Here is a 20,060-nt window from a genome sequence, read left to right as displayed (position 1 = left end):
ATTTGAGTATATAATTATTTATAATATCCAGTAGTTTTTTTATGGCTCCCTATAAATTGATATTCATTCTTAACTTCGTCTCTTATGAGAAGAAACCCTGATTATCTAATTGTTGGAAGTGGACTAGCTTCTCTTGTCTTTGGTTCTTTGGCTGCTAAATCTGGAAAAGTTGTCCATATTATTGAAGCTCATGAGTTTGCCGGAGGGTTTGGGCACACTTTTGAAATGGCGAACAAATACAAATTTAACGCACAATTGCATTATGTCTGGAATTGTGGTGAAGGAGAGTCCGTAAATCAGGTACTGAAAAAATTAAACTTAGAAGAGGATGTTAAGTTCAACCGCTATAATCCCGATGGGTTTGATCATATGTACATTCCTGGTTACAGTGTCAAAATTCCTTCGGACTCAGATGAGCTCATTCGCAGGCTGGTTTCTTTATTTCCGGATTATGAAAAAAATATTGTTTCCTTCTTGCGCGAAGTAAATATTGTGGCCAAAGGATTAGACAATATCTCATATCCCATCAATGCTTCTCAAATTATAAAAAACCTTAACCCCGTTATTACTACTCTTTCTCACCTTAAGAAAACACTGCAGCAAGTTTTTGATCAATTCCATCTTCCTCTTGAAGTACAGGCATTATTGGCCTCCCAGTGGCCTGATTTTCTGTTACCTCCTGATAAATTATCCTTCTACGCATGGGTTATGTTATTTACTGGTTATCAACGCGGAGCTTACTATCCTGAAAAACACTTTGAACATGTTATTGATTCCTTAAAAAAGGAGATCATCTCTAATGGGGGGCAGTTCTTTTTTGAAACGGAAGTAACCAATTTCATTCTGGAAAAGAGGGTAATGAAAGGAGTGAAGAGCCGAAATTTAAAAACCGGACAACTAAATGATCACCTGGGCAACACAGTAATTTGTAACATGGACCCGCAAAAGGCAGCCCGGATTATTGGTATTCATAAATTTTCTAAAAAACTACAGAAAAGGTTGAACTTTGAATACTCGCCTTCGAATTTCATGGCTTATTGTGTTGTAAAAGATCTTGATTTACGGAAATTTGGATTTGGGGAATGGAATGTATTCCACTCGGGGCACAAGAATATTAACGAAGCTTATCACAACATGTATGATAATTTTGACTATTCTAATCCCAGTTTTGCTATAACTACACCTACACTTTTGACCAATAAAGGAGGGGATTGTCCACCAAATCACCAAATAGTTGAATTGCTTACCGTGGCAAACTACGAGCACTGGAAACAATTAAAAATTGGGGACCAACGCATTTATAAAAATAAAAAAATGGAAATTCTAGACGCTATGTTAGATGTTGTAGAAAAAGAATATATTCCGGGGTTTCGTAATCATATGGTCTTTAAAATGACTGGAAGCCCAACAACAAATGAAAGATATTGTTGGTGTCCACAAGGAAATTCTTATGGCTCAAATATTACTCCTGAAAATATTGGCCCCGGGAGGTTAAATTACAAGACCTCTTTAAAGAATTTTTATTTTTGTAACGCCTCTTCCGGGTTTGCCGGGTTTGCCGGCACGTTTTGGACAGGGGCTACCCTTTATGAAAGGCTAACCGGAGATAAAGTATTAAAAAAATGAGAGTGGCGATTATAGGAGGAGGAGCCGCCGGAATGATAACTGCTTATTTACTGAATAAACAAGGCCATGATGTTGAAGTGTTCGAAAAAAGTCCAGTGCTTGGAGGCAATATTATAACACTCAATAAAAATGCCACACCAAACAACTCTGATAGTGACTTACTGCTTGAAGGAGGTGTTATTGAGTTTTCAAATTCATTTGTCTACTTCAAGTCTTTACTTGATGAGCTGGATGTCTGCTATGAACCTGTTAATATAGGAACAGGAGTTTTTTATAAAAATGGAGCATTCATTTTATCATCAATTATGTCCAGAAAAAACTTTAGGGGTTTTTCTCTATTAAAAAGCTTCACTAAGCTGCATTTGTTATATCTGAAATCAATCCTGCTTGGTATAAAATTAAAGAGTATTAGCCTGTCAAAAGCCCGGCACTTATCATTGAAAACGCTTCTTGGAAAAGATACCACCAGTACGAATTGGTTAAAGCTATTCATGATGTATAGTTATTCAACCGATTACCGTCTCCTTGACGATTTTTCTAGTGAAATTGCCCTTCAAAATATCAAAAATTATATGCTTGCCGGATGGTTTCGAATTCCCGGAGGTGTATACACTTATATTGAGAAAATTATAGCCCTAAATAATGGTAAATTTCACATCAATTCAGAGGTGCGGAAAGTTTTACGAGAAGATCAGAATGTAATTTTGGAGATTGAAAATGGCGAAAGATTACTCTTTGACAAAGTCGTTTTAGCCATACCTCCTCATCAGATTTTAAACTTGTTACAAGAACCAACAAGCGAGGAATTATTTTGTTTACAGAAATGGAAAGGGAACAAAATCACTACAATTATTCACCAGGATGACAGCCTCTACAAACCATATCCGATAAAGCGGCCCTCTGAGTTTGACTTCTTTGAAACAAAATCAGGGTGGGGCTACAACGCCATTCTTAATTACCTTTGTGGAATTGACCCTCTCCCTAAGTATTTTCTTTCCTATAATTTGGAAAGCCTCATTGATTCCCGTAAAATCATCCATGTTGCAAATCACGAAACACCATTATACTCCCAAAATGCCGTGCAACACAGATCAAAACTTATTTCCCTAAATGGGCATAAAAATACGTATTTCGCAGGTGCCTGGCTTGATGATGGCCTGCATGAAGGAGCTACAATTTCTGCTATGAGAGTCGCTGATCTCATAAAATAAAGGTCACTATAAAACTGAAAATTTGAATGTTAAAAGCCACTTCTTCTTATATACCAAACCGTTAGAGTATATTCATCTGTAGCTGACTTTTTTTCGACCTGCCAAAGCACTTCCTCCTTTATTTCATTTTGGAGGGCAAGGTTCGGCTTAAATAATGTGAAACACAGGCATGAGACTCTCGCTAGCGGTTGGAAAAATCCTGATAGGAAAACTCAAATTCCAATGGTACTGCAGGATAATTTGTCATTTGGTATTTGTAATTTGGTACTTGTTTCGTCCTTCATTACATTTTGGCCGACAAGGCCCTCCTTCATTTTATTTCGGAGGGCAAGGTTTGGCTTAAATAATGTGAAACACAGGCATGAGGCTCGCGCTAGCGGGGGGAGTTGCAAAAACCACACAAGTCTAAATGGTATGTTTGCGCATTAATACTTAGAAATTACATAATGAGGACAACTATACTTTTATTTCTTCTTTCACTGACTTTTAATATGCTAAGTAGTCAGGAGACTCAAAAAAACAGGGTAATCATACTAACTGATATTGAAGCAGACCCGGATGATACACAATCTTTGGTGCGCTTGCTATTGTATTCTAATGAAATAGATATTGAAGGAATAGTTGCTACAACTTCATGTTGGATGACTGATAAAATTAATCCGCAATCAATTACCAAAATTATTAAAGCCTACGAAAAAGTTCAGCCAAATCTGTTAAAGCATCGTGCGGATTATCCAAAAGCAGAAAAATTATATGCTTTAGTAAAACAAGGGTTGCCAAAGTATGGAATGAAAGGCGTTGGAGAAGGAATGGATTCCGAAGGTTCAGACTGGATAATTAAAACTTTGGAAAAAGACGATGAACGCCCTTTATGGATTTCAACCTGGGGAGGGGTTAATACCCTTGCACAAGCTTTATATAAAATTGAAAAAACAAAAAGCAAAAAAGAAGCCAAACGATTAATCTCCAAACTTCGTGTTTATACTATTTCCGACCAGGATGATAGTGGAATATGGATAAGAAATAATTTTCCTGACTTGTTTTATATCGTAACTCCCGGTGACCATTATGGAAGTGCTACATGGACGGGGATTAATAGTTTTATAAAAGGAATTGATAATACAACGATAAGCAATGCCTGGTTAGCCAAACACATACAACAAGGTCATGGTCCGCTTGGAGCAGCTTATCCTGATGTTTCCTGGGGTGTTGAAGGCGATACACCAGCATTCCTGTCATTAATTCCGAATGGATTGAACAATGCCGAACATCCTGAATGGGGCGGTTGGGGCGGTCGTTACCAACTGTACAAACCAGATTTTTCCAGTACCAGGAAAGGAGGTTCGATTGTGAAAATAGAACCAGAAACAAGACCCATTTGGACAAATGCTATTGACAATTATATTCGGTTTATTCCAAAGGAATATGGTCGGAGTGTAAAAAAAGATACCACTGTTTTCAAAGGATACAAAGAAACTTTATGGCGTTGGAGAGATGATTTTCAACATGATTTTGCTGCCCGAATGGATTGGTGTGAAATGTCGTTTGAGGAGGCAAATCATGCGCCAGTCCCAATTCTGTCTCATCCTGAACAAATCACAGTTAAAGCTGGGGAAACATTTACATTAGATGCTTTCGAATCAACAGACCCGGATGGCGATAGTTTAAGTTTTCTTTGGTTTAATTATCCGGAGGCGGGAACATATAAAAAACACATAAACGTAAATGGAGTTGAAAATGCACACATGGCTCATATTACTGCACCAAAGGTTGATAAAGAAGAAACAGCTCATTTTATATTGAAAATTACGGATAAAGGAATGCCCCAGTTATCCGCTTATAAAAGAGTGATCGTAACAATTAAACCTAATTAACCACTACCGCTGACAAGAGATGTATAGGCCCGATAGGTTGGAGCTTCGAAATCCAAATTCCAATGATACTGTGGGATAATTTGTCATTTGGTATTTGTAATTTGGTACTTGTCATTTGATACGATGTATTTCCGGAATGAAAAAGCACTATAACATCATTATTGCCGGGGCTGGCGGTATTGCCCAGGCAGCCGGTCTGCTCCTGATGGAATGGAGTGAAGTACCGCCTACGGTTTATATAGGAAACCGAACGCTTTCAAAAGCGATAAAGGTAGCCAGATGGGTAGAGGAGGGTACAACAAATCCCTGTTCCGTTAAGGCATTTCATCTTCCCGGGGAAGGCCTTACAGAAGAAATGAAAGAAATCCTGGGCCATGGCGATGTACTCCTCGATTGCCTCCCCGGTAGCCTGGCCCCGAAAATAGCCGGGCTGGCCAAAGACTTTCAGCTGCACTATGCCAACCTGACGGAGTATGTTGCAGAAACTACAGAGATAATGGCATTGGCAAAGGATGCTACAACGGGTTTCGTGCTTCAAACCGGTCTAGCTCCAGGCTACATCAATATCCTCGCCAACCATCTTTTCCAACAGTTTTGCAGCGATTTTGAAGTAGATAAAGTGGACAAGCTGGAGATGAGAGTAGGGGCGCTGACAGACCATGCTGTTGCCCCGCATTATTATGGGTTCACCTGGAGTCCGGTAGGGGTAGCTACCGAATACTTAAAGGACACCCTGGTGCTCCGTGATTTTAAAAAAACAAGACTTCCTTCATTGTCAGATAGAGCCACCATAATTATCGATGGCATTACCTATGAAGAGGACCTTACTTCCGGAGGTGCAGCCGACCTGCCGGATGCATTAGCTAATAAGGTAGGGTTTCTGGATTACAAGACTTTGCGATATCCCGGACATTATGCATGGGTAGAAGAACAACGTACCGGTTTGGGAAATACCCCTGAGGCTATTGCTGCCTTACAGCACAAAATGGAAGCGCAGATTCCACATATAGAAGACGACAAGATTATTTTGTATGCAGCGGTAGAGGGTAAGGATAAGGAGGGAACTCTGTACAGGCGGGAGATCGCCAAACAGATACAACCACAAACAGTGGGAAGACATCAATTACGGGCTATCCAAATAGCCACAGCAGCGCCTTTGCTTCAGTCTGCTCAACTACTGCTCGAATGGCGTTATAGTGGGGTTGTCCTGCAAAGCCAAATAGATCCGAAGCCATTTTTAAACGGGAATTTTATTGTGCCGGTTTATGGAAAAGTGTAAGCCCCTAATAAAAGCCCGCAATGAGAATGTTTTTGAATTTAAAACAGGAGTATGATGCCTGTCTGCCGACAAGGCAGGCTCTCGCTGGGGGGCAAATCTCATCCCGATAGCTTCTCCTTCGTAATACTATGGAGAAGGAGCTATCGGGATGAAATTTTGGTAAATGAATAAATAGTTGTTTGACCGAAGGAATAATTTGATGTAATGCTATGCGTCGTATCACATGATTCATCATTTGGAGAAACATCCTGGCAGTATGGAATAAGGTATCTAAATGTCCTCTTGTACTTATTTCATTCTCTGCTGTTATTATGATAAAATCGTTGGAGGTAAATCGTCATCCTGTATCCCCAATACCCGACTCTTCTACAAGCCATTTTCCTTGGTTAACACGCATTTTTCACAAAAAAACACTTCCGGGAAAAGAAAAACTAACTAAGAGAAGTTACATTCCGCTAGTAGATGATAAGATTCAATATACAATTGAAGGAGAAAAATCAAGTCGGCATTTGGTTATAAACAATTTGCCGGGAACAATTGACTTTTGCCCATTAATTCGAAAAGTTGTGTTATACTGCGGCGCTGATGATGGAAAAAAGAATCATAACCAGGACTGACCTTTTGGGTAGACTAATAAAGGCAATATAAAATTATTCCAAAAATTGCTGCAATAAAGGCTCTTTTAATTTCTAATCGAATCGTTATCATGCCCTTACTTTTTAGTAACTTCAACAAAATTGTTCTGAATAAAATGAATAAGGAAAATCCGAACTTCACCAGATACCGAAAGGCTTTACAAAGTTCCCCTTTTTTTGAGGATTCAAGCATCGCTTCAATTGAAAAGTTACTAGATTTAATGACTGCTGAAAAATGGAATGTGAGGAGTTTTAAAAGTAGTATTGAGGTTTCTTCTACTTTTCATTTTATTGTTTCCGGTCGACTTAAAGTGTTTAAGTCCAATCCGGATTCAGGAAGGGAACACACGGTTTTTCTGCTATCACAGGGTGATGTTTTTGACGTACTTTCTCTTCTGGACACCAAACCGCATGACGTATATTGGGAGGCTTTTGATACTTCTGAGGTTTTAAAGGTTTCTATGGACCATATGCGCAACTGGATCAATGAATACCCCACAGTACATAAAGCGATTTTATATTATTTGGGCCATCGTATGCGGCAACTCATGGATGTTGCAACGGACGTCACCCTGCACAGCACGCTGGTGAGATTATCTAATTTGCTCCTTAAAAACATTAACGGCGAAACGAGAAAACTTGAATTGATCAACAACTTACCAAATGAAGAAATCGCAGGACTCATTGGCACTACCAGGGCGGTGGTTAGCAGGCATATTCAAGAACTAAAACGCTGCGGCGCAATTTCTGTCGGGCGTAAACAGATTAATGTAAAAAATTTACAATTACTTCTGTCAATCGCTGAGGAAAAATATATTCCCTAAGTCACTTTCCATTTATTGCCCATTGCAATAATCAATACTTAACATTTTTAAAATCCAGAGTGAATACAAGTGCTACCTAAGTAGCTGTTTCAACAAGCATAAAGACATAAATTTAAAGGCTTGGTTAAGTTCATGCTGCTCCATTCCTTTAGCATACATAAATCTAACACATCCATTTCATTTTTGAGCTTGAATACAAGTGTAAGCCCAGGCCCAAGTTTTGAAGAAATGTCAAAAGAGGTGCCAGAATAGCTATAATTGAACCAAGTCTATCATTAACCGATAAAGAAAATACAGTTGGCATATGAAATTATTTGTAAAAAGTATATTCAGATACAAAAGAACAAAGGTGAACCCTTTGGTTCTTGGCTCCTTTAATCTAAAATTCCCAGCGGCAACACGGATTTCATGGCAACAAGTTGATGTTTTTAAATGGCAGGTAAATTTTAACTTGAAAAAGAAAAAATGTACGGCTTTATTCAATAATGAGGGCAAATGGTTAGAGACAGTAAGGACTATTCCATTGGATAAAATTCCGAAAAGAATACAGCTTACATTCGATGAAAAAAATAATAGGGATGAACTTCGACAAATATACCATGTTCAAACCCCTGATAGTAGTTTGTATGAATTGAATCTGAATAACGGTCTTTATTCACTTAAACTCCTCTATGACCTTTCAGGAAAAATCGTTGGAAAATTAATTGTTTGATCAAACCAAAAATGAGGTGCAGAAAGTATTTCGTCTCAATAAATAAACCTTAAAAATGAAAATAGCAATCTTATCAGCAAACCCAAATCTTTATTCAACCAAAAGAATTATTGAGGCAGGCAGTAAAAAGGGCCATGAAATGGTCGTTATCAATCACACAAAATGTGATCTCGTAATCGAAAAAAGGAAACCATCTGTTATTTATAAAGGAGCTGAAGTACTAGATGTTGATGGGGTTATACCGCGAATTGGCGCTTCAGTTACTTTTTACGGAACTGCCGTTGTCCGTCAGTTTGAGATGATGAAAATTTTCACCGCTACGGAGTCACAGGCTTTGGTACGATCAAGGGATAAACTGAGAAGTCTGCAAATTTTATCCAGGGCGGGTCTTGGTCTTCCCAAAACAGTATTCAGTAATTACTCTAGAAATGTAAGCAATATTGTTGAAAAAGTTGGAGGTGCACCATTGGTCATAAAATTATTGGAAGGTACGCAAGGTCTTGGAGTGGTGCTGGCAGACAATAAAAATTCTGCAGAATCTATTTTAGAGGCGTTCAACGGGCTACAGGCACGTGTAATTGTTCAAGAATTTATTAAAGAAGCCGGGGGCGCTGATTTGCGCGCTTTTATTGTAGACGGTGTAGTTGTCGGCGCAATGAAGCGACAGGGGAAAGAGGGTGAGTTTAGATCCAACTTACATAGAGGTGGCTCGGCAGATATTATAGAATTATCAGATGATGAAGAAAATGCAGCCTTAAAAGCAGCAAAAGCCATGGGATTAGGTATTGCAGGCGTAGATATGCTGCAGTCAGAAAGAGGTCCGTTGATTTTAGAAGTCAACTCTTCGCCGGGATTGGAAGGTATTGAAGCTGCCACAGGGAAAGATATTGCAATGCAAATTATAAAGTATGTAGAAAGGAATGCCGAACACTAGTATCGAAATTTTAGGGAAAGCCATTTCTAAGGGCAAAGGAATACAGATAAACCTGGATATAGCAAAACTTCATACCCGCACTAAAATTGAGGTCCCCATTATTATTGAAAGAGCAAAGGAACCTGGTCCGACAATTCTAATCACGGGAGGTATTCATGGTGATGAAATAAATGGTGTTGAGATTGTAAGACAAATAGTGGCCAAAAAATATAACAAGCCTCAAAATGGCATGGTTATTTGTATCCCTGTGGTCAACATTTTTGGTTTTCTGAGTCAAACTCGTCAGTTTCCCGATGGAAGAGATTTAAACCGTGTATTCCCGGGATCTAAAAGAGGTTCTCTCGCAAGTATATTCGCCTATCATTTAATGAATGATATTGTGCCCCTTGCAGACTATTGTCTGGATTTTCACACGGGAGGTGCGAATCGATTCAATGCCGCCCAGATTCGAATTAATGAAGGAGACGCAGAAAGCTTAGAGTTGGCCAGGGTCTTTGGCGCCCCCTTTATTATGAAATCGAAGCGTAGGGAGAAATCGTATAGGGATTCTGCTATTAGATTAGGAAAAAAAGTACTCTTATATGAAGGGGGAAAATCGTTGGATATCGATAAAAGAATTACACGAATTGGGGTCAAGGGTGCCCTGAACGTTATGCATTTTTTGGGCATTAGGGATTTTACGGAAGAACTAGAAACCAATTTTAAAATAAAAGGCACCACTCCCATAATTGTTGAGAAATCAATATGGATCAGGGCTACGTATTCCGGTATGTTTCGCAGCAAAGCCGTATTGGGTAAATTATATAACAAAGGAGATAAAATTGGGAGTATTTCTGATCCGTTCGGCTATTTCGAAAGAACTGTAAAGGCTCCTGTAAGGGGATACGTTTTCTGCATAAATCATGCGCCGATCGTAAATAAAGGTGATGCGATTATCCACATGTCAATTGAACCTTGATTAAGAGATTTGGGCATTCTAATATAATTACTAAAAGATTTGGAAATAAACAACTTGAAATTAATCGGAAGTGAAGAATGGTGTGCGTTCGAACAGTTGAACATCCCTGCTATTCGCGCCAGAGTCGATTCCGGAGCAAGGACATCATCGATTCAAGCAAAGGAAATCAAATTAATTAAGAAGAACGGTGAGGATTGGGTCAGCTTTACCGTATGTCCCCTGCAAAAGAACACTAAGGTTCAGGTGCAGTGCAGTGCAAAAGTGTTGGGTAGGCGATCAATTAAAGGTTCTTTCGGGATATCTGAGGATAGGCTGATTATAAAAACCCCGATTACTATTGGAAAGGATACTTTTGATGTTGAACTCTCTTTGGCGAATCGTAACACGATGGAGTTTCGAATGCTGCTGGGGCGTGAGGCCATGACAAATAGGTTTATCATTAATCCTGCTGTAAAGCATCTACAGAAAAAATATCTCAGAAAAGAGGTCACGGCTTTATACAAATCTTAAGTGGTGAATAAATCAGATCAAATAAAAACAGTACAACAAGATTTAAATCTCGGCCTAAAGGTGAACATTCGTCTTTAAGGATATGTAGGAGGGAAATAGAATTCGATTTGAAGGGAACTATATTTAGTTGAAATTTCCTTAGTTCCAATCAATAGAAAACTAGGTAATTCCTAAGGCAGATGAAAGTGCGGTTGCCAATCCTAAAAAGCTAAGGAAACCGCAAATATCGGTAACAGTGGTCAGAATTATGGAGGAAGAGGTTGCGGGGTCTTGCCCCATGGCTTTAAGGGCCATAGGAATTACCGCACCGGCAAAACCTGCTATAATCATGGAAATGATCATCGATATTCCTATTACAATAGCGATGCCCAAAGAAGATGCCCAAAAATAAACGATTATACCTGTAGTCAAGGCAACCGCGATCCCATTCAAAAAGCCTACCATGATTTCCTTCCTGGCCACTTTGAACCATTGGGAGATTCTAATTTCTTTTAACGCCAAACCTCGCATGGTTACTGCCAGCGCCTGAGAACCTGTATTCCCTGATTGCCCAGCTACTACAGGTAAAAAAATCGCCAAGATTGTGATTTTAGCAATGGTATCCTCGAAAAAGCCCACTACCATGGAGGCCAAAAAGGCGGTAGCGAGGTTTACTTGTAGCCAGGGAAGCCTTTTTCTAACGGCCAGGGAGACCTTCGATAACGCTTGTTCTTCCCTGCCGGCGCCGAACATCGCTTGCAAATTCTCCGTCATCTCTTGCTTCGTTACATCCATAAGGGCATCATTTCTTATGACCCCAAGAAGTTTGTTGTTAATATCGGTAACGGGAATCTGCAATATGTCCTCACTCTCAATGACCTGCAATACTTCTTCCTGTGAGGCCATGGCGTTTATTGAAGGAGCCGGCTCAATAAGTTGATTTAATACTTCCGAAGGTTGAGAAACGGCAATATGCTGGATCGGGATTTTCCCCAATAGTTTTCCCTCCTCATCAAGGACATACACAACGGCAATTCTACGGTCCTTTAGCTGACGAATTTTGTTTAAAACATCTTCGACTAAATTATCGTTATAGAAAGCAGCAACATTGGTTTCCATGAGATATCCTGCAGTTCCTGGCCTGAAGCTCAAAAAATCCCTGATTTCGCTCGAAGTTAGACTGGGTAGAAGGGAGAGTCTTTTATCCACTTCTTCCTCGTTTAATCGGGAAAGGAGTCTGGCGGCCAAATGTGTATCTACCTGACTAAACAAACCAATGAACAAGGAATCATCCATTTTAGCAAGAAGTCCCGCGACAGTATCAGGATTAAGGCGAAAGAAAATCGCCCTGGCATTCTCAGGATTGACTTGCTTTAAATAATCCAATATAGCGTCATGCGGAATGGACTCAAGTGCGTAAGCCGCGTCTTTCGGATATTTCGTGAAAAACTCATTTCGTAATGTTGTTGCAGTTTTTTCAGCTTCTGATGTTGTTTTCATAAAAATTCTTAATTATCATTTGCCAAAACTTTGGAGCAAACCTGTCAGACCAAGAAGGTATAGTTCTCCGAGGGCACTTCCTGTTTCCAATATTTCCTTTGTTCCTTGTTTATCAGCTTTGTACGTGATCTCCTTGGCCATCCTATAGGGAAGGGTTCCTAAAAGTATATTTGCCCGATTTATGACCGGAATATAACGGTATTCGTACCATGCAGGATGGTTTATAACTTTCTTTATTGGTGTTTCTGGGAGAAAACTCGGTATCTGGGTAATCATTATCTCTTCGAGAACCATATCTCTATCCGCCAGTAAAAGTTCTTTAAGTTTTACACCTCCTTCAAAAGAACCGTCTACATCCACAATGTATAGATAGGACTCTAAATTTTCCTTATTCCTCTTAACGATTTCTATGGCATCATGAACGGACATTTCTTTATTTACGACTATTGCAGGAACCATCAACACACCTACTGTATCAGGTTTTTGTTCTAGTTTTTGACGAATAGCAGTAGCTTTCTTGGGAGATATATATGATAATAAGCTTTCCAGAAATTGTGTTTCCAACTGTCTGCATAAAGATTCGGCAAAAGAAATATTGCCGTTTTCTAAAAGTGTTCGAGTGAGTTGTGGTGACAGCAATGCAAAACAGTTGGCCGCTTTTCCGGTATTCATAAGCTCAAGCAGTTTTAGGCTTTTTTCAATAGGCTGCTGCTCCAGAAAAGCGGCAACGTCCTCCTCCTTTAACCGTTCTAATGCCCGGGCAGCCGGGAAAGGGTGTTTGTCAATAAAGTTATTTAATATGACTTCGTCCGGATTCATATTTCAATCTTTTGTGATTAAAAATGACTTGGTTTCATTGAACTCTTTTGCAGGAATAGTTACCTGTACGTTTTCAGCCTCCAAAATAACCCTTGTGGCATCGATCTTAATAATCTTGCCCTTGATTTCCCCGATTTGTATTTCGTCCCCTTCTTTGTAGCTCTTTCGGACATAAAAGGAACCCAAAATATTGCTTGTAGAAGTTTTTGCCCCTAAACCAAAGGCCAAGGCGGCCCCGAATAGTAAGAAAGCCAGGAAGATTTCAGTAATATCAGTAAGGAAGGATATTTCCAGGCCGATTTGATCCATGGCGATAATTATAGCTACGTAAAGAAGCAGGAATCTAGCGATTCTGCCCAACGTTGCACTATACTCTAATCCCAACCGTTCACTGACCGAAATTATAAGGTCCGAAACAAGGTTCCCAATAATGATAGCCGCAAAAATTATAAATAATGCAGCGATTAGATTAGGTACATATTGGATAATCCTTTCAAACCAGTTGGTCAGAACAGTTAACCCTAAAATATCCGTGATGAGGAGAACAGTAGAGAACAGAATCAACCAAAAGAAAGCCATTCCGATAAATGAACCTGCTTGCTCTAAATTAATGGTCTTAAATCTGCGGCTTAAAGTACGACCAATATAATTAATGAGCCGTATCACCAGATATTTAATAAGTCTGGCAACCAAATAGCCCATACCCAATATGAGCAGTGAAATAAGGATGTTCGGAATTAGTTCCAAAAATTGATTTTTGAGATTCCCCAGAATGGTGTTCATATCCTCTAACATATTGGTTCAAAGTTTTGAAAAAAAGCCATGCCTGCTAAAAGTAAAAGCCTTTGAGTTTTAAATACGTGATGGACCAAGTTTACAACCATTTCATTTAGCAAGATGTTCATGTCTTTCTATTTGCCTTTTATCTTTAACCATCCACCAGTTTCATAATTTGGGAAAATCTATTATGCTCTTTCTCAAATGATACGCCAATTATTAGGTAAACTTGCATTATCGATCAATACAAACATATGGTTTTCACATTACCAAAACAGCTACTTAGGTAGCTGTTTGCTTTTTGATAGACGTATACTTTTACAAGGCACTTACTAAGTAAAATATTCATTACAATTAGTAGGTGTTTGAAGTCTGCCAAATGTTATGGTACAACTAAAAGTATGGCCTTACCTATGAAAGCACTTTTTAAAGTAGAGCGCATCAATTTCAAGACCATCCATGAATTGCCGAATTCGTGGATGGCGCAAAATTATATTGACTTGCTTGAAATCATGGATTATGGCGATCCCTGTGAATTACCTCCTGAGGAGTTAAAGGAAATGTGTCTAATGTCCTTAACAGACAATGAACCTGAAGATGCGGCCAAAATAGTACTCGAATATGTTTTTGAGAATCGATTGACCAAGGGACAAATCGACAATATCTCTAACGAAATGTTGGAGGAGAAAATTTGGGAGGAGTATGCCGACCTATCCCTTCATGAAAACTTTTTTAATGTAAACCAATTACTTTACCAGGCTTATAACGGAAAATTTCCACATCCGCAGGCCATAAAATTTCAGGTTAGGCTAACTGCAAAGGATAACAACGCTTTTTCAATTTTCAAAACTTCTCCTGAGGCGACTATAATTCGGTTACTGGTGACGGGTATGCCAAAAAATACATTAATCTACAGGTTGTTTGAAGAGCAAGTAGAGGGTGAAGAATTCAAAGATGCCGAACATATCATATGGCAGTTCAAAATAGAATATGTGAACGATAAGGAAGTTCTTGTCGACATCATTTCATCAGAATATTGGTTTCATGATTTCAAATATATTAAGGATTTTGAAGGAGAAACCTTTTCGGATGTAATCGGTACGACATCTGAAGGAACTGGCATTTAAGGTGGATAAATATTTAAATCTTAAGATATCTGGTGACTTCACTTCACGATTACGATAGGTTCAACCTATATGATGGTTTTACAAAAAGGAGTTTTTATTGGGCTTTAACCTCTTACAAATCGGTTTAAAAAACTGTCAATGTCTGGCCCTTAAAGTGTCATTAACGATTTTAATGTCTCAAAAGATTAAAAACATTTGAGACAATTACGTGCTGATTTTTAATTAGGAAAGTAGAAAATAAATACTGATTAATAGCTAAAATTTTTAAATGGGAGATACATTAATTTGGTTGGGTATTCTTTTTTGCGTGACTCAATCGGCCATATTCTCCGGTCTGAATCTGGCGTTCTTTAGTCTTACCCGACTTCGCCTCGAAATTGCCGCCGAAGATGCCAGGTCCACCCGGGCAATAAAAGTCCTTAATATGCGTAAGGATTCCAATTTTCTTCTCACCACCATCTTATGGGGAAATGTTGGCGTAAATGTACTCCTCACCTTACTTACCGATTCCGTACTCGCAGGAATAGCATCCTTCGCGTTTTCTACAGGGGCCATTACATTTTTTGGCGAAATTATTCCGCAGGCCTATTTTTCAAGAAATGCCTTGCAAATGGCATCTGGCCTGGCACCAGTACTTAAGTTTTATCAAATTCTATTGTATCCTATCGCCAAACCTTGTGCTTTAATTCTAGATGCCTGGTTGGGGAAGGAGTCCATCAGCTACTTCACCGAAGAAAACATTAAACTTTTTATTAGGAAGCATATTGAAGACACAAGAAGTGAGATCGATGAAATAGAAGGTACGGGTGCAATTAATTTTTTATCCTTGGATGACAATCAAATCATAGAAGAGGGGGAAACGATCAATCCTTTTAGTATTGTCAATTTGAATGAACGGAACGGGGAATTAATCTTACCGGACCAGAGTGGTGCCCAAGATTATGAATTTATTAATAGAGTCAATCAATCTGGTGAAAAATGGATAATCTTTACGAATGAATTAAAAGAGCCAAAATTAGTATTGGATGCTGATGGATTTCTCAGGGCTACGGTAATTACAAAGGGCCAGGAATCCATAAAAGACTTCTGTCATGTACCACTCGTTGTTTCTGATGAAAATATCAATCTTGGTAGTATAATCAAGATGTTGAAATCCAATCTGGAGCAAAGCTCAGATAGACCTATAGATTTGGATGTTGTGCTCTTTTGGACGAAAGAAACCAAGCGAATTATAACAGGAGCCGACCTGTTTGGTCGTCTGTTGAAAGGAATCTAGATGAAGAAGTTCATAATAGCTTAGATTTAATAAAATAATCCTTCTTTAAAATTTAAATAAACAAGTTCAAATTCATGGAGTTATAATAATATAAACAGTGGAAGCATACTATACAAAAATCATAGAATCAATTGTGGTCATAGCACTCTATGTGCTTATTCGGCTGGTAGTAAACAAGCTGATTCATAGAAGAATCACTGATAAACTGGTCCAAAAATCAAGAACCAAAATTATAAGGAAAACTACCAATTTTATAATCCTTGCGATCTGTCTTATCATACTATTGGTGATTTGGGGAGTAAAACATTCGGAGTTGGCGGTTTTCGTTGGTTCTGTACTCACCGTTGTTGGCGTAGCCATGTTTGCACAATGGTCAATTTTATCAAATATTACATCCAGCATTATCATATTTTTTAATCACTCGGTGAAAATAGGTGACGATATAGCTATTATGGAAACTAAAGATTATGAAATTCAAGGCGAGGTGATGGATATTGGATTGTTTTTTGTAAGGCTTAAAATGAGTGAAACCGGGGAGGAGATTACCCTGCCCAATAATATTTTTATTCAAAAAACTATAAAAAAGAGAACGGATAAAATGTAAGTTGAAGAAAAAGGTATTGAGGTTGAGACACACCAAATACCCTAATAAAATAAACTTCTCTTATTAAAATGATTGGAAAGGAGATTAGTCAATCAGGTATTTCCTGATTCTTTAATAATTCCTGAAAGTAGTCTTCATAGGATTACTATAACTGATAGTAATTGTAAGGAAAAGAAATTCACCTATCCTGTTTTTTATCCTATTGAAGCGCTTTCAATAGGGGGAAGTAAAGGATTAAAATTCCAAATTCCAAATTTCATCCCGATAGCTTCTCCTTCGTAATACTATGGAGAAGGAGCTATCGGGACTCAAACCTCGAACTTCAATAACAATATAAGATTCATTGTTATTTGGTGCTTGTCATTTGGTGCCTGGAAGCCTTATATTTGAACCCTAAAAGAAGAAGCATGGCCTCAGGATTTTTTGCTATTTTGGATGACGTAGCGACGCTATTAGACGATGTGGCCACCATGGGTAAGGTTGCGACCAAAAAGACCTCGGGCATTCTGGGAGATGATCTGGCTGTGAATGCAGAAAAAGCTTCCGGTTTTGTTTCCCAACGAGAACTCCCCGTGCTTTGGGCCATTACAAAAGGGTCGCTGCTTAACAAACTTATTATTCTGCCCATTGCTTTTCTTTTGAGCGCCTTTGCGCCATGGGCGGTGAAGGTAATCCTTGTTCTTGGGGGCCTTTATCTCGCCTATGAAGGAGCTGAAAAAATATACGAATTCTTTGTCCCCCATCCCAGCCCGCATATTCCATCAGATCTGGAGATCCCGCAAAAAAGCGACATCCTCGAAATGGAAAAAAGAAAGATTAAGTCGGCCATCCTAACCGATTTTATTCTGTCCATTGAAATTGTCATCATAGCCCTGGGCACTGTTATGAACAAACCCCTGATTACTCAGATCCTTGTGGTATCGTTTGTAGCACTCCTGGCCACCATAGGCGTGTATGGGCTTGTGGCGCTTATAGTTCGTATGGATGAGTTCGGCGCCCGTTTGATTGCCATTAATGGGGAAGACAATAGTATAACGGATATTATAGGGCGGTTTTTTGTGAATGCCCTGCCATGGGTAATTAAATCACTCTCGGTTATAGGAACCATAGCCTTATTGCTGGTCTCGGGAGGGATTTTTGTACATTATCTGCCATTCCTGCACAACCTCTTTCCTTCCGTTCCGGATTTACTTGTTGAATTTGTAGCAGGGTTACTGGCCGGATTTTTGGTGCTTTTCTTTGTTAAAGCAGGGAAGAAGCTTTTTGGTAGACACTAACGAAGGTTTAGGTATCGTCCGGATCTTACTAAACTTTGCCAAAAAGGATTAATTTTAAAGGATAAGTATTTGTCCGGATCTTACTAAACTTTGCCAAAAAGGATTAATTTTAAAGGATAAGTATTTAAATATGACAAAATCTGAACAGGAATACCCAAATTTTAAGCTTAACGACAAGGTAGCTATTATTACGGGGGCGGCCCGGGGTCTTGGAAGAGCATGCGCGCTTGCCCTGGCACATGAAGGGGCAGACATAGCTTTAGGCCTGAGGGATGTAAGCACTGCAGCTGACCTGGAGCAGGAAATTAAGGCCATGGGCAGAAAGGTGATCCGTTTGCAAATGGATGTTTCCTCTCTTCAGCAAATTAATGATGCGGTTAGCCAGGTGGTTACAGCGTTTGGCAAGATAGATATCCTTGTGAATAATGTGGGTATTGCCCCGGCCAATCCTGCTGAAAAGGTAACCGAGGAGGATTTTGACCAGACCATCAATTTAAATTTAAAAGGAACCTTTTTTACTGCACAGGCAGTAGGCAAACAAATGATCAAACAGGGATCTGGGAGCATTATCAACATGAGTTCACAGGCCGGTTTTATTGCGCTGGACGATGAGTCTATTTACTGTATGACCAAAGCAGGGGTCAACCACCTTACCAAAAACCTTGCTTCGGAGTGGGCTAGGTATAATATAAACGTCAATGCAGTGGCACCTACCTTTATTGAAACGCCGGGTACCGAACCCTGGTTAAAGGATAAGGACTTCAGACAAAGTGTACTGGATAGAATTCCCCTGGGCCGTATTGGCAAACCTATGGAGGTCGCCGGCGCTGTGGTGTTTTTAGCCTCGGATGCCGCCTCACTTATAACCGGGGAAATAATGCTCATTGACGGGGGCTGGACCACCAGGTAGTTGGTTTTGAATATTCTTGCGATTTATTAAATTATAAGTGATAGGGTATACAACATTTCTTAACTCAGGTTAACCTATTTTGAAAACTTAGAATGTAAATTTGATTTGTAATTAAAATAAAATACTAACTAAGATTATTGGCCATGAATGAAAATTGGAGTAAAACAAAAGGCATTTATTCTTTACTACTGAGTTTATGTTTGATTTTATCAGCATGCCAACAAATGAGTGAAAAAGAAACCGATAAATCAGCAGGATTAAATGGTGGCTTTGAAATATCTAAAAACGACTTACCGGTAAACTGGTTAATCTATAGCCCTAATACAGTCCCGAATGCCGATTTTAAAATTGGTTTGGACAAAACTATTTTTAAAGAAGGAAAGCAATCGCTTAGGTTTGATGTCATAAATTGTTCTTCTACGGGCGGTTGGCAATCTCCCGGATTTACCAATGAATTTTCTGATAGCGGTAAATTTGAAGGAGAAGGCACCTATAAATTAAGTTTCTGGATTAGAAATGACCGATCAAAATATCGTATCAATGCAGGAGGTGTTGCTCCTATGGAAGGGGATATGAAAAATTTAATTGAAAGTGATCAACAAATAGAAGATTGGAAGTACCAGGAATATGAAATAAGCGTACCAAAGGATCAACATTTAAGAATGGAACTAAATATTTTGCAACCAGGCACTTTTTGGATTGATGATATTAAAATAGTTAAAATTTAATACTGCACACAACAAGGTGGATAGTTCATTGCTCTGATTTTGCTAATCAAAAAAACCCAGCCTATTCATGCCTTATGGCTATTTTGATCTGAAGACCTGCGCGGAATCATTCCCGAACAACCACCTTATGTAACATAAAGCTTAGGTAATCGTCGAAAAGGAACAACCAAAACATTCACAATAGCTGTTGTAGCTCTCATAATAGCTGCTAATAATCATAGCTTTCAACAGTTAAGAATTCAAACCTGGGAAATATGATCTTAGTTCAAATAGTTTTTGCATCCCTGGTAATAGGCCCAATAGTATGGGGGATAGTCAATTGGTTTAAATACAAAGGCCTTACCGCTCCTGAAGTTGCAATCCACTACCCTACTATGATTAATTCTGCGGTATTTTTTGCCCTGGCATTCAATATAATTTTCTTTCTGCAAGAGGTATTTCTTGTTCTTGGTAAAAAGGCGCTTGGCCTGCAATCTTTTCTATACCATAACAATCATACC

Annotated in this window: 19 protein-coding genes; 16 read left to right on the top strand and 3 right to left on the bottom strand. The window is 39.0% G+C overall.

Features of this window, described 5'->3' with window-relative positions; genetic code table 11:
• The first annotated feature begins 84 nt into the window (after window positions 1–84).
• From Q0X89_RS07165 to Q0X89_RS07125, 9 genes are all read left to right on the top strand, one after another.
• Window positions 85–1,626: an NAD(P)/FAD-dependent oxidoreductase gene (locus Q0X89_RS07165; protein ID WP_297692591.1), complete on the top strand. Its 1,542-nt coding sequence runs from the start codon at window positions 85–87 to the stop codon at window positions 1,624–1,626.
• The gene (locus tag Q0X89_RS07160) at window positions 1,623–2,837 is read left to right on the top strand and encodes an FAD-dependent oxidoreductase (RefSeq protein WP_297692589.1); all 1,215 of its coding nucleotides are present in this window, start codon (window positions 1,623–1,625) and stop codon (window positions 2,835–2,837) included. Before Q0X89_RS07165 ends, Q0X89_RS07160 begins: the two co-directional genes overlap by 4 nt.
• A gap of 446 nt (window positions 2,838–3,283) precedes the next feature.
• Window positions 3,284–4,711, top strand: a complete 1,428-nt coding sequence (locus Q0X89_RS07155; RefSeq protein WP_297692587.1) for a DUF1593 domain-containing protein — start codon at window positions 3,284–3,286, stop codon at window positions 4,709–4,711.
• 136 nt (window positions 4,712–4,847) lie between these two features.
• Entirely contained in the window at window positions 4,848–5,990 is a 1,143-nt protein-coding gene (locus Q0X89_RS07150) for a saccharopine dehydrogenase C-terminal domain-containing protein (protein WP_297692585.1), read from the top strand.
• Between the two features lie 706 nt (window positions 5,991–6,696).
• Window positions 6,697–7,449 carry a Crp/Fnr family transcriptional regulator gene (locus tag Q0X89_RS07145; protein WP_297692583.1) on the top strand — a complete coding sequence of 251 codons (753 nt, stop codon included), beginning with the start codon at window positions 6,697–6,699 and terminating at the stop codon, window positions 7,447–7,449.
• A gap of 304 nt (window positions 7,450–7,753) precedes the next feature.
• Window positions 7,754–8,161, top strand: coding sequence for a PepSY-like domain-containing protein (locus Q0X89_RS07140; RefSeq protein ID WP_297692581.1), 408 nt, complete (start codon window positions 7,754–7,756; stop codon window positions 8,159–8,161).
• A gap of 55 nt (window positions 8,162–8,216) precedes the next feature.
• Window positions 8,217–9,095, top strand: a complete 879-nt coding sequence (gene rimK / locus Q0X89_RS07135; protein ID WP_297692579.1) for a 30S ribosomal protein S6--L-glutamate ligase — start codon at window positions 8,217–8,219, stop codon at window positions 9,093–9,095.
• A complete protein-coding gene (locus tag Q0X89_RS07130) occupies window positions 9,082–10,053 on the top strand; it encodes a succinylglutamate desuccinylase/aspartoacylase family protein (RefSeq protein ID WP_297692576.1) in 972 nt (323 codons plus the stop codon). The genes rimK and Q0X89_RS07130 overlap by 14 nt, the downstream gene beginning before the upstream one ends.
• Window positions 10,054–10,107: 54 nt before the next feature.
• Window positions 10,108–10,563, top strand: coding sequence for a RimK/LysX family protein (locus Q0X89_RS07125; protein WP_297692574.1), 456 nt, complete (start codon window positions 10,108–10,110; stop codon window positions 10,561–10,563).
• Window positions 10,564–10,722: 159 nt separating this feature from the next.
• On the opposite strand, the gene mgtE is transcribed toward Q0X89_RS07125, so the two are convergent.
• From mgtE to Q0X89_RS07110, 3 genes are read right to left on the bottom strand one after another with little or no spacing between them, the layout of a single operon-like run.
• Window positions 10,723–12,042: a magnesium transporter gene (gene mgtE, locus Q0X89_RS07120; protein ID WP_297692572.1), complete on the bottom strand. Its 1,320-nt coding sequence runs from the start codon at window positions 12,040–12,042 to the stop codon at window positions 10,723–10,725.
• Window positions 12,043–12,057: 15 nt separating this feature from the next.
• Window positions 12,058–12,861, bottom strand: a complete 804-nt coding sequence (locus tag Q0X89_RS07115; RefSeq protein WP_297692570.1) for a CBS domain-containing protein — start codon at window positions 12,859–12,861, stop codon at window positions 12,058–12,060.
• Between the two features lie 3 nt (window positions 12,862–12,864).
• Window positions 12,865–13,644: a mechanosensitive ion channel domain-containing protein gene (locus Q0X89_RS07110; protein WP_297692568.1), complete on the bottom strand. Its 780-nt coding sequence runs from the start codon at window positions 13,642–13,644 to the stop codon at window positions 12,865–12,867.
• A gap of 407 nt (window positions 13,645–14,051) precedes the next feature.
• Between Q0X89_RS07110 and Q0X89_RS07105 the strand changes: the two genes are divergently transcribed.
• From Q0X89_RS07105 to Q0X89_RS07075, 7 genes are all read left to right on the top strand, one after another.
• A complete protein-coding gene (locus Q0X89_RS07105; RefSeq protein ID WP_297692566.1) occupies window positions 14,052–14,765 on the top strand; it encodes a hypothetical protein in 714 nt (237 codons plus the stop codon).
• Window positions 14,766–15,033: 268 nt separating this feature from the next.
• Window positions 15,034–16,041, top strand: a complete 1,008-nt coding sequence (locus Q0X89_RS07100) for a DUF21 domain-containing protein (RefSeq protein WP_297692563.1) — start codon at window positions 15,034–15,036, stop codon at window positions 16,039–16,041.
• A gap of 97 nt (window positions 16,042–16,138) precedes the next feature.
• Window positions 16,139–16,645, top strand: coding sequence for a mechanosensitive ion channel domain-containing protein (locus Q0X89_RS07095; RefSeq protein ID WP_297692561.1), 507 nt, complete (start codon window positions 16,139–16,141; stop codon window positions 16,643–16,645).
• Window positions 16,646–17,052: 407 nt separating this feature from the next.
• Window positions 17,053–17,922 carry a DUF808 domain-containing protein gene (locus Q0X89_RS07090; protein WP_297692559.1) on the top strand — a complete coding sequence of 290 codons (870 nt, stop codon included), beginning with the start codon at window positions 17,053–17,055 and terminating at the stop codon, window positions 17,920–17,922.
• Between the two features lie 130 nt (window positions 17,923–18,052).
• Window positions 18,053–18,832, top strand: a complete 780-nt coding sequence (locus tag Q0X89_RS07085; protein ID WP_297692557.1) for an SDR family NAD(P)-dependent oxidoreductase — start codon at window positions 18,053–18,055, stop codon at window positions 18,830–18,832.
• 224 nt (window positions 18,833–19,056) lie between these two features.
• Window positions 19,057–19,560, top strand: a complete 504-nt coding sequence (locus Q0X89_RS07080) for a hypothetical protein (RefSeq protein ID WP_297692555.1) — start codon at window positions 19,057–19,059, stop codon at window positions 19,558–19,560.
• A gap of 254 nt (window positions 19,561–19,814) precedes the next feature.
• Window positions 19,815–20,060, top strand: a 246-nt coding sequence (locus Q0X89_RS07075; protein WP_297692553.1) for a hypothetical protein, incomplete at its 3' end; no start/stop codon positions are given.

The sequence above is a fragment of the uncultured Eudoraea sp. genome, assembly GCF_947258525.1.
In the GTDB taxonomy this organism is placed as follows: Bacteria; Bacteroidota; Bacteroidia; order Flavobacteriales; family Flavobacteriaceae; genus Eudoraea.
This window is presented reverse-complemented; position numbering and strand designations above follow the sequence as displayed.

Excerpts from the sequence above, each read along its gene's own strand:
- Q0X89_RS07160 (WP_297692589.1), top strand. The coding sequence starts at position 1,623 with ATGAGAGTGGCGATTATAGGAGGAGGAGCCGCCGGAATGATAACTGCT.
- Q0X89_RS07140 (WP_297692581.1), top strand. The coding sequence starts at position 7,754 with ATGAAATTATTTGTAAAAAGTATATTCAGATACAAAAGAACAAAGGTG.
- Q0X89_RS07165 (WP_297692591.1), top strand. The coding sequence starts at position 85 with ATGAGAAGAAACCCTGATTATCTAATTGTTGGAAGTGGACTAGCTTCT.
- Q0X89_RS07090 (WP_297692559.1), top strand. The coding sequence starts at position 17,053 with ATGGCCTCAGGATTTTTTGCTATTTTGGATGACGTAGCGACGCTATTA.
- Q0X89_RS07150 (WP_297692585.1), top strand. The coding sequence starts at position 4,848 with ATGAAAAAGCACTATAACATCATTATTGCCGGGGCTGGCGGTATTGCC.
- Q0X89_RS07105 (WP_297692566.1), top strand. The coding sequence starts at position 14,052 with ATGAAAGCACTTTTTAAAGTAGAGCGCATCAATTTCAAGACCATCCAT.
- Q0X89_RS07130 (WP_297692576.1), top strand. The coding sequence starts at position 9,082 with ATGCCGAACACTAGTATCGAAATTTTAGGGAAAGCCATTTCTAAGGGC.
- Q0X89_RS07100 (WP_297692563.1), top strand. The coding sequence starts at position 15,034 with ATGGGAGATACATTAATTTGGTTGGGTATTCTTTTTTGCGTGACTCAA.
- Q0X89_RS07080 (WP_297692555.1), top strand. The coding sequence starts at position 19,057 with ATGAGTGAAAAAGAAACCGATAAATCAGCAGGATTAAATGGTGGCTTT.
- rimK (WP_297692579.1), top strand. The coding sequence starts at position 8,217 with ATGAAAATAGCAATCTTATCAGCAAACCCAAATCTTTATTCAACCAAA.
- Q0X89_RS07110 (WP_297692568.1), bottom strand. The coding sequence starts at position 13,644 with ATGAACACCATTCTGGGGAATCTCAAAAATCAATTTTTGGAACTAATT.
- mgtE (WP_297692572.1), bottom strand. The coding sequence starts at position 12,042 with ATGAAAACAACATCAGAAGCTGAAAAAACTGCAACAACATTACGAAAT.
- Q0X89_RS07145 (WP_297692583.1), top strand. The coding sequence starts at position 6,697 with ATGCCCTTACTTTTTAGTAACTTCAACAAAATTGTTCTGAATAAAATG.
- Q0X89_RS07115 (WP_297692570.1), bottom strand. The coding sequence starts at position 12,861 with ATGAATCCGGACGAAGTCATATTAAATAACTTTATTGACAAACACCCT.
- Q0X89_RS07085 (WP_297692557.1), top strand. The coding sequence starts at position 18,053 with ATGACAAAATCTGAACAGGAATACCCAAATTTTAAGCTTAACGACAAG.
- Q0X89_RS07155 (WP_297692587.1), top strand. The coding sequence starts at position 3,284 with ATGAGGACAACTATACTTTTATTTCTTCTTTCACTGACTTTTAATATG.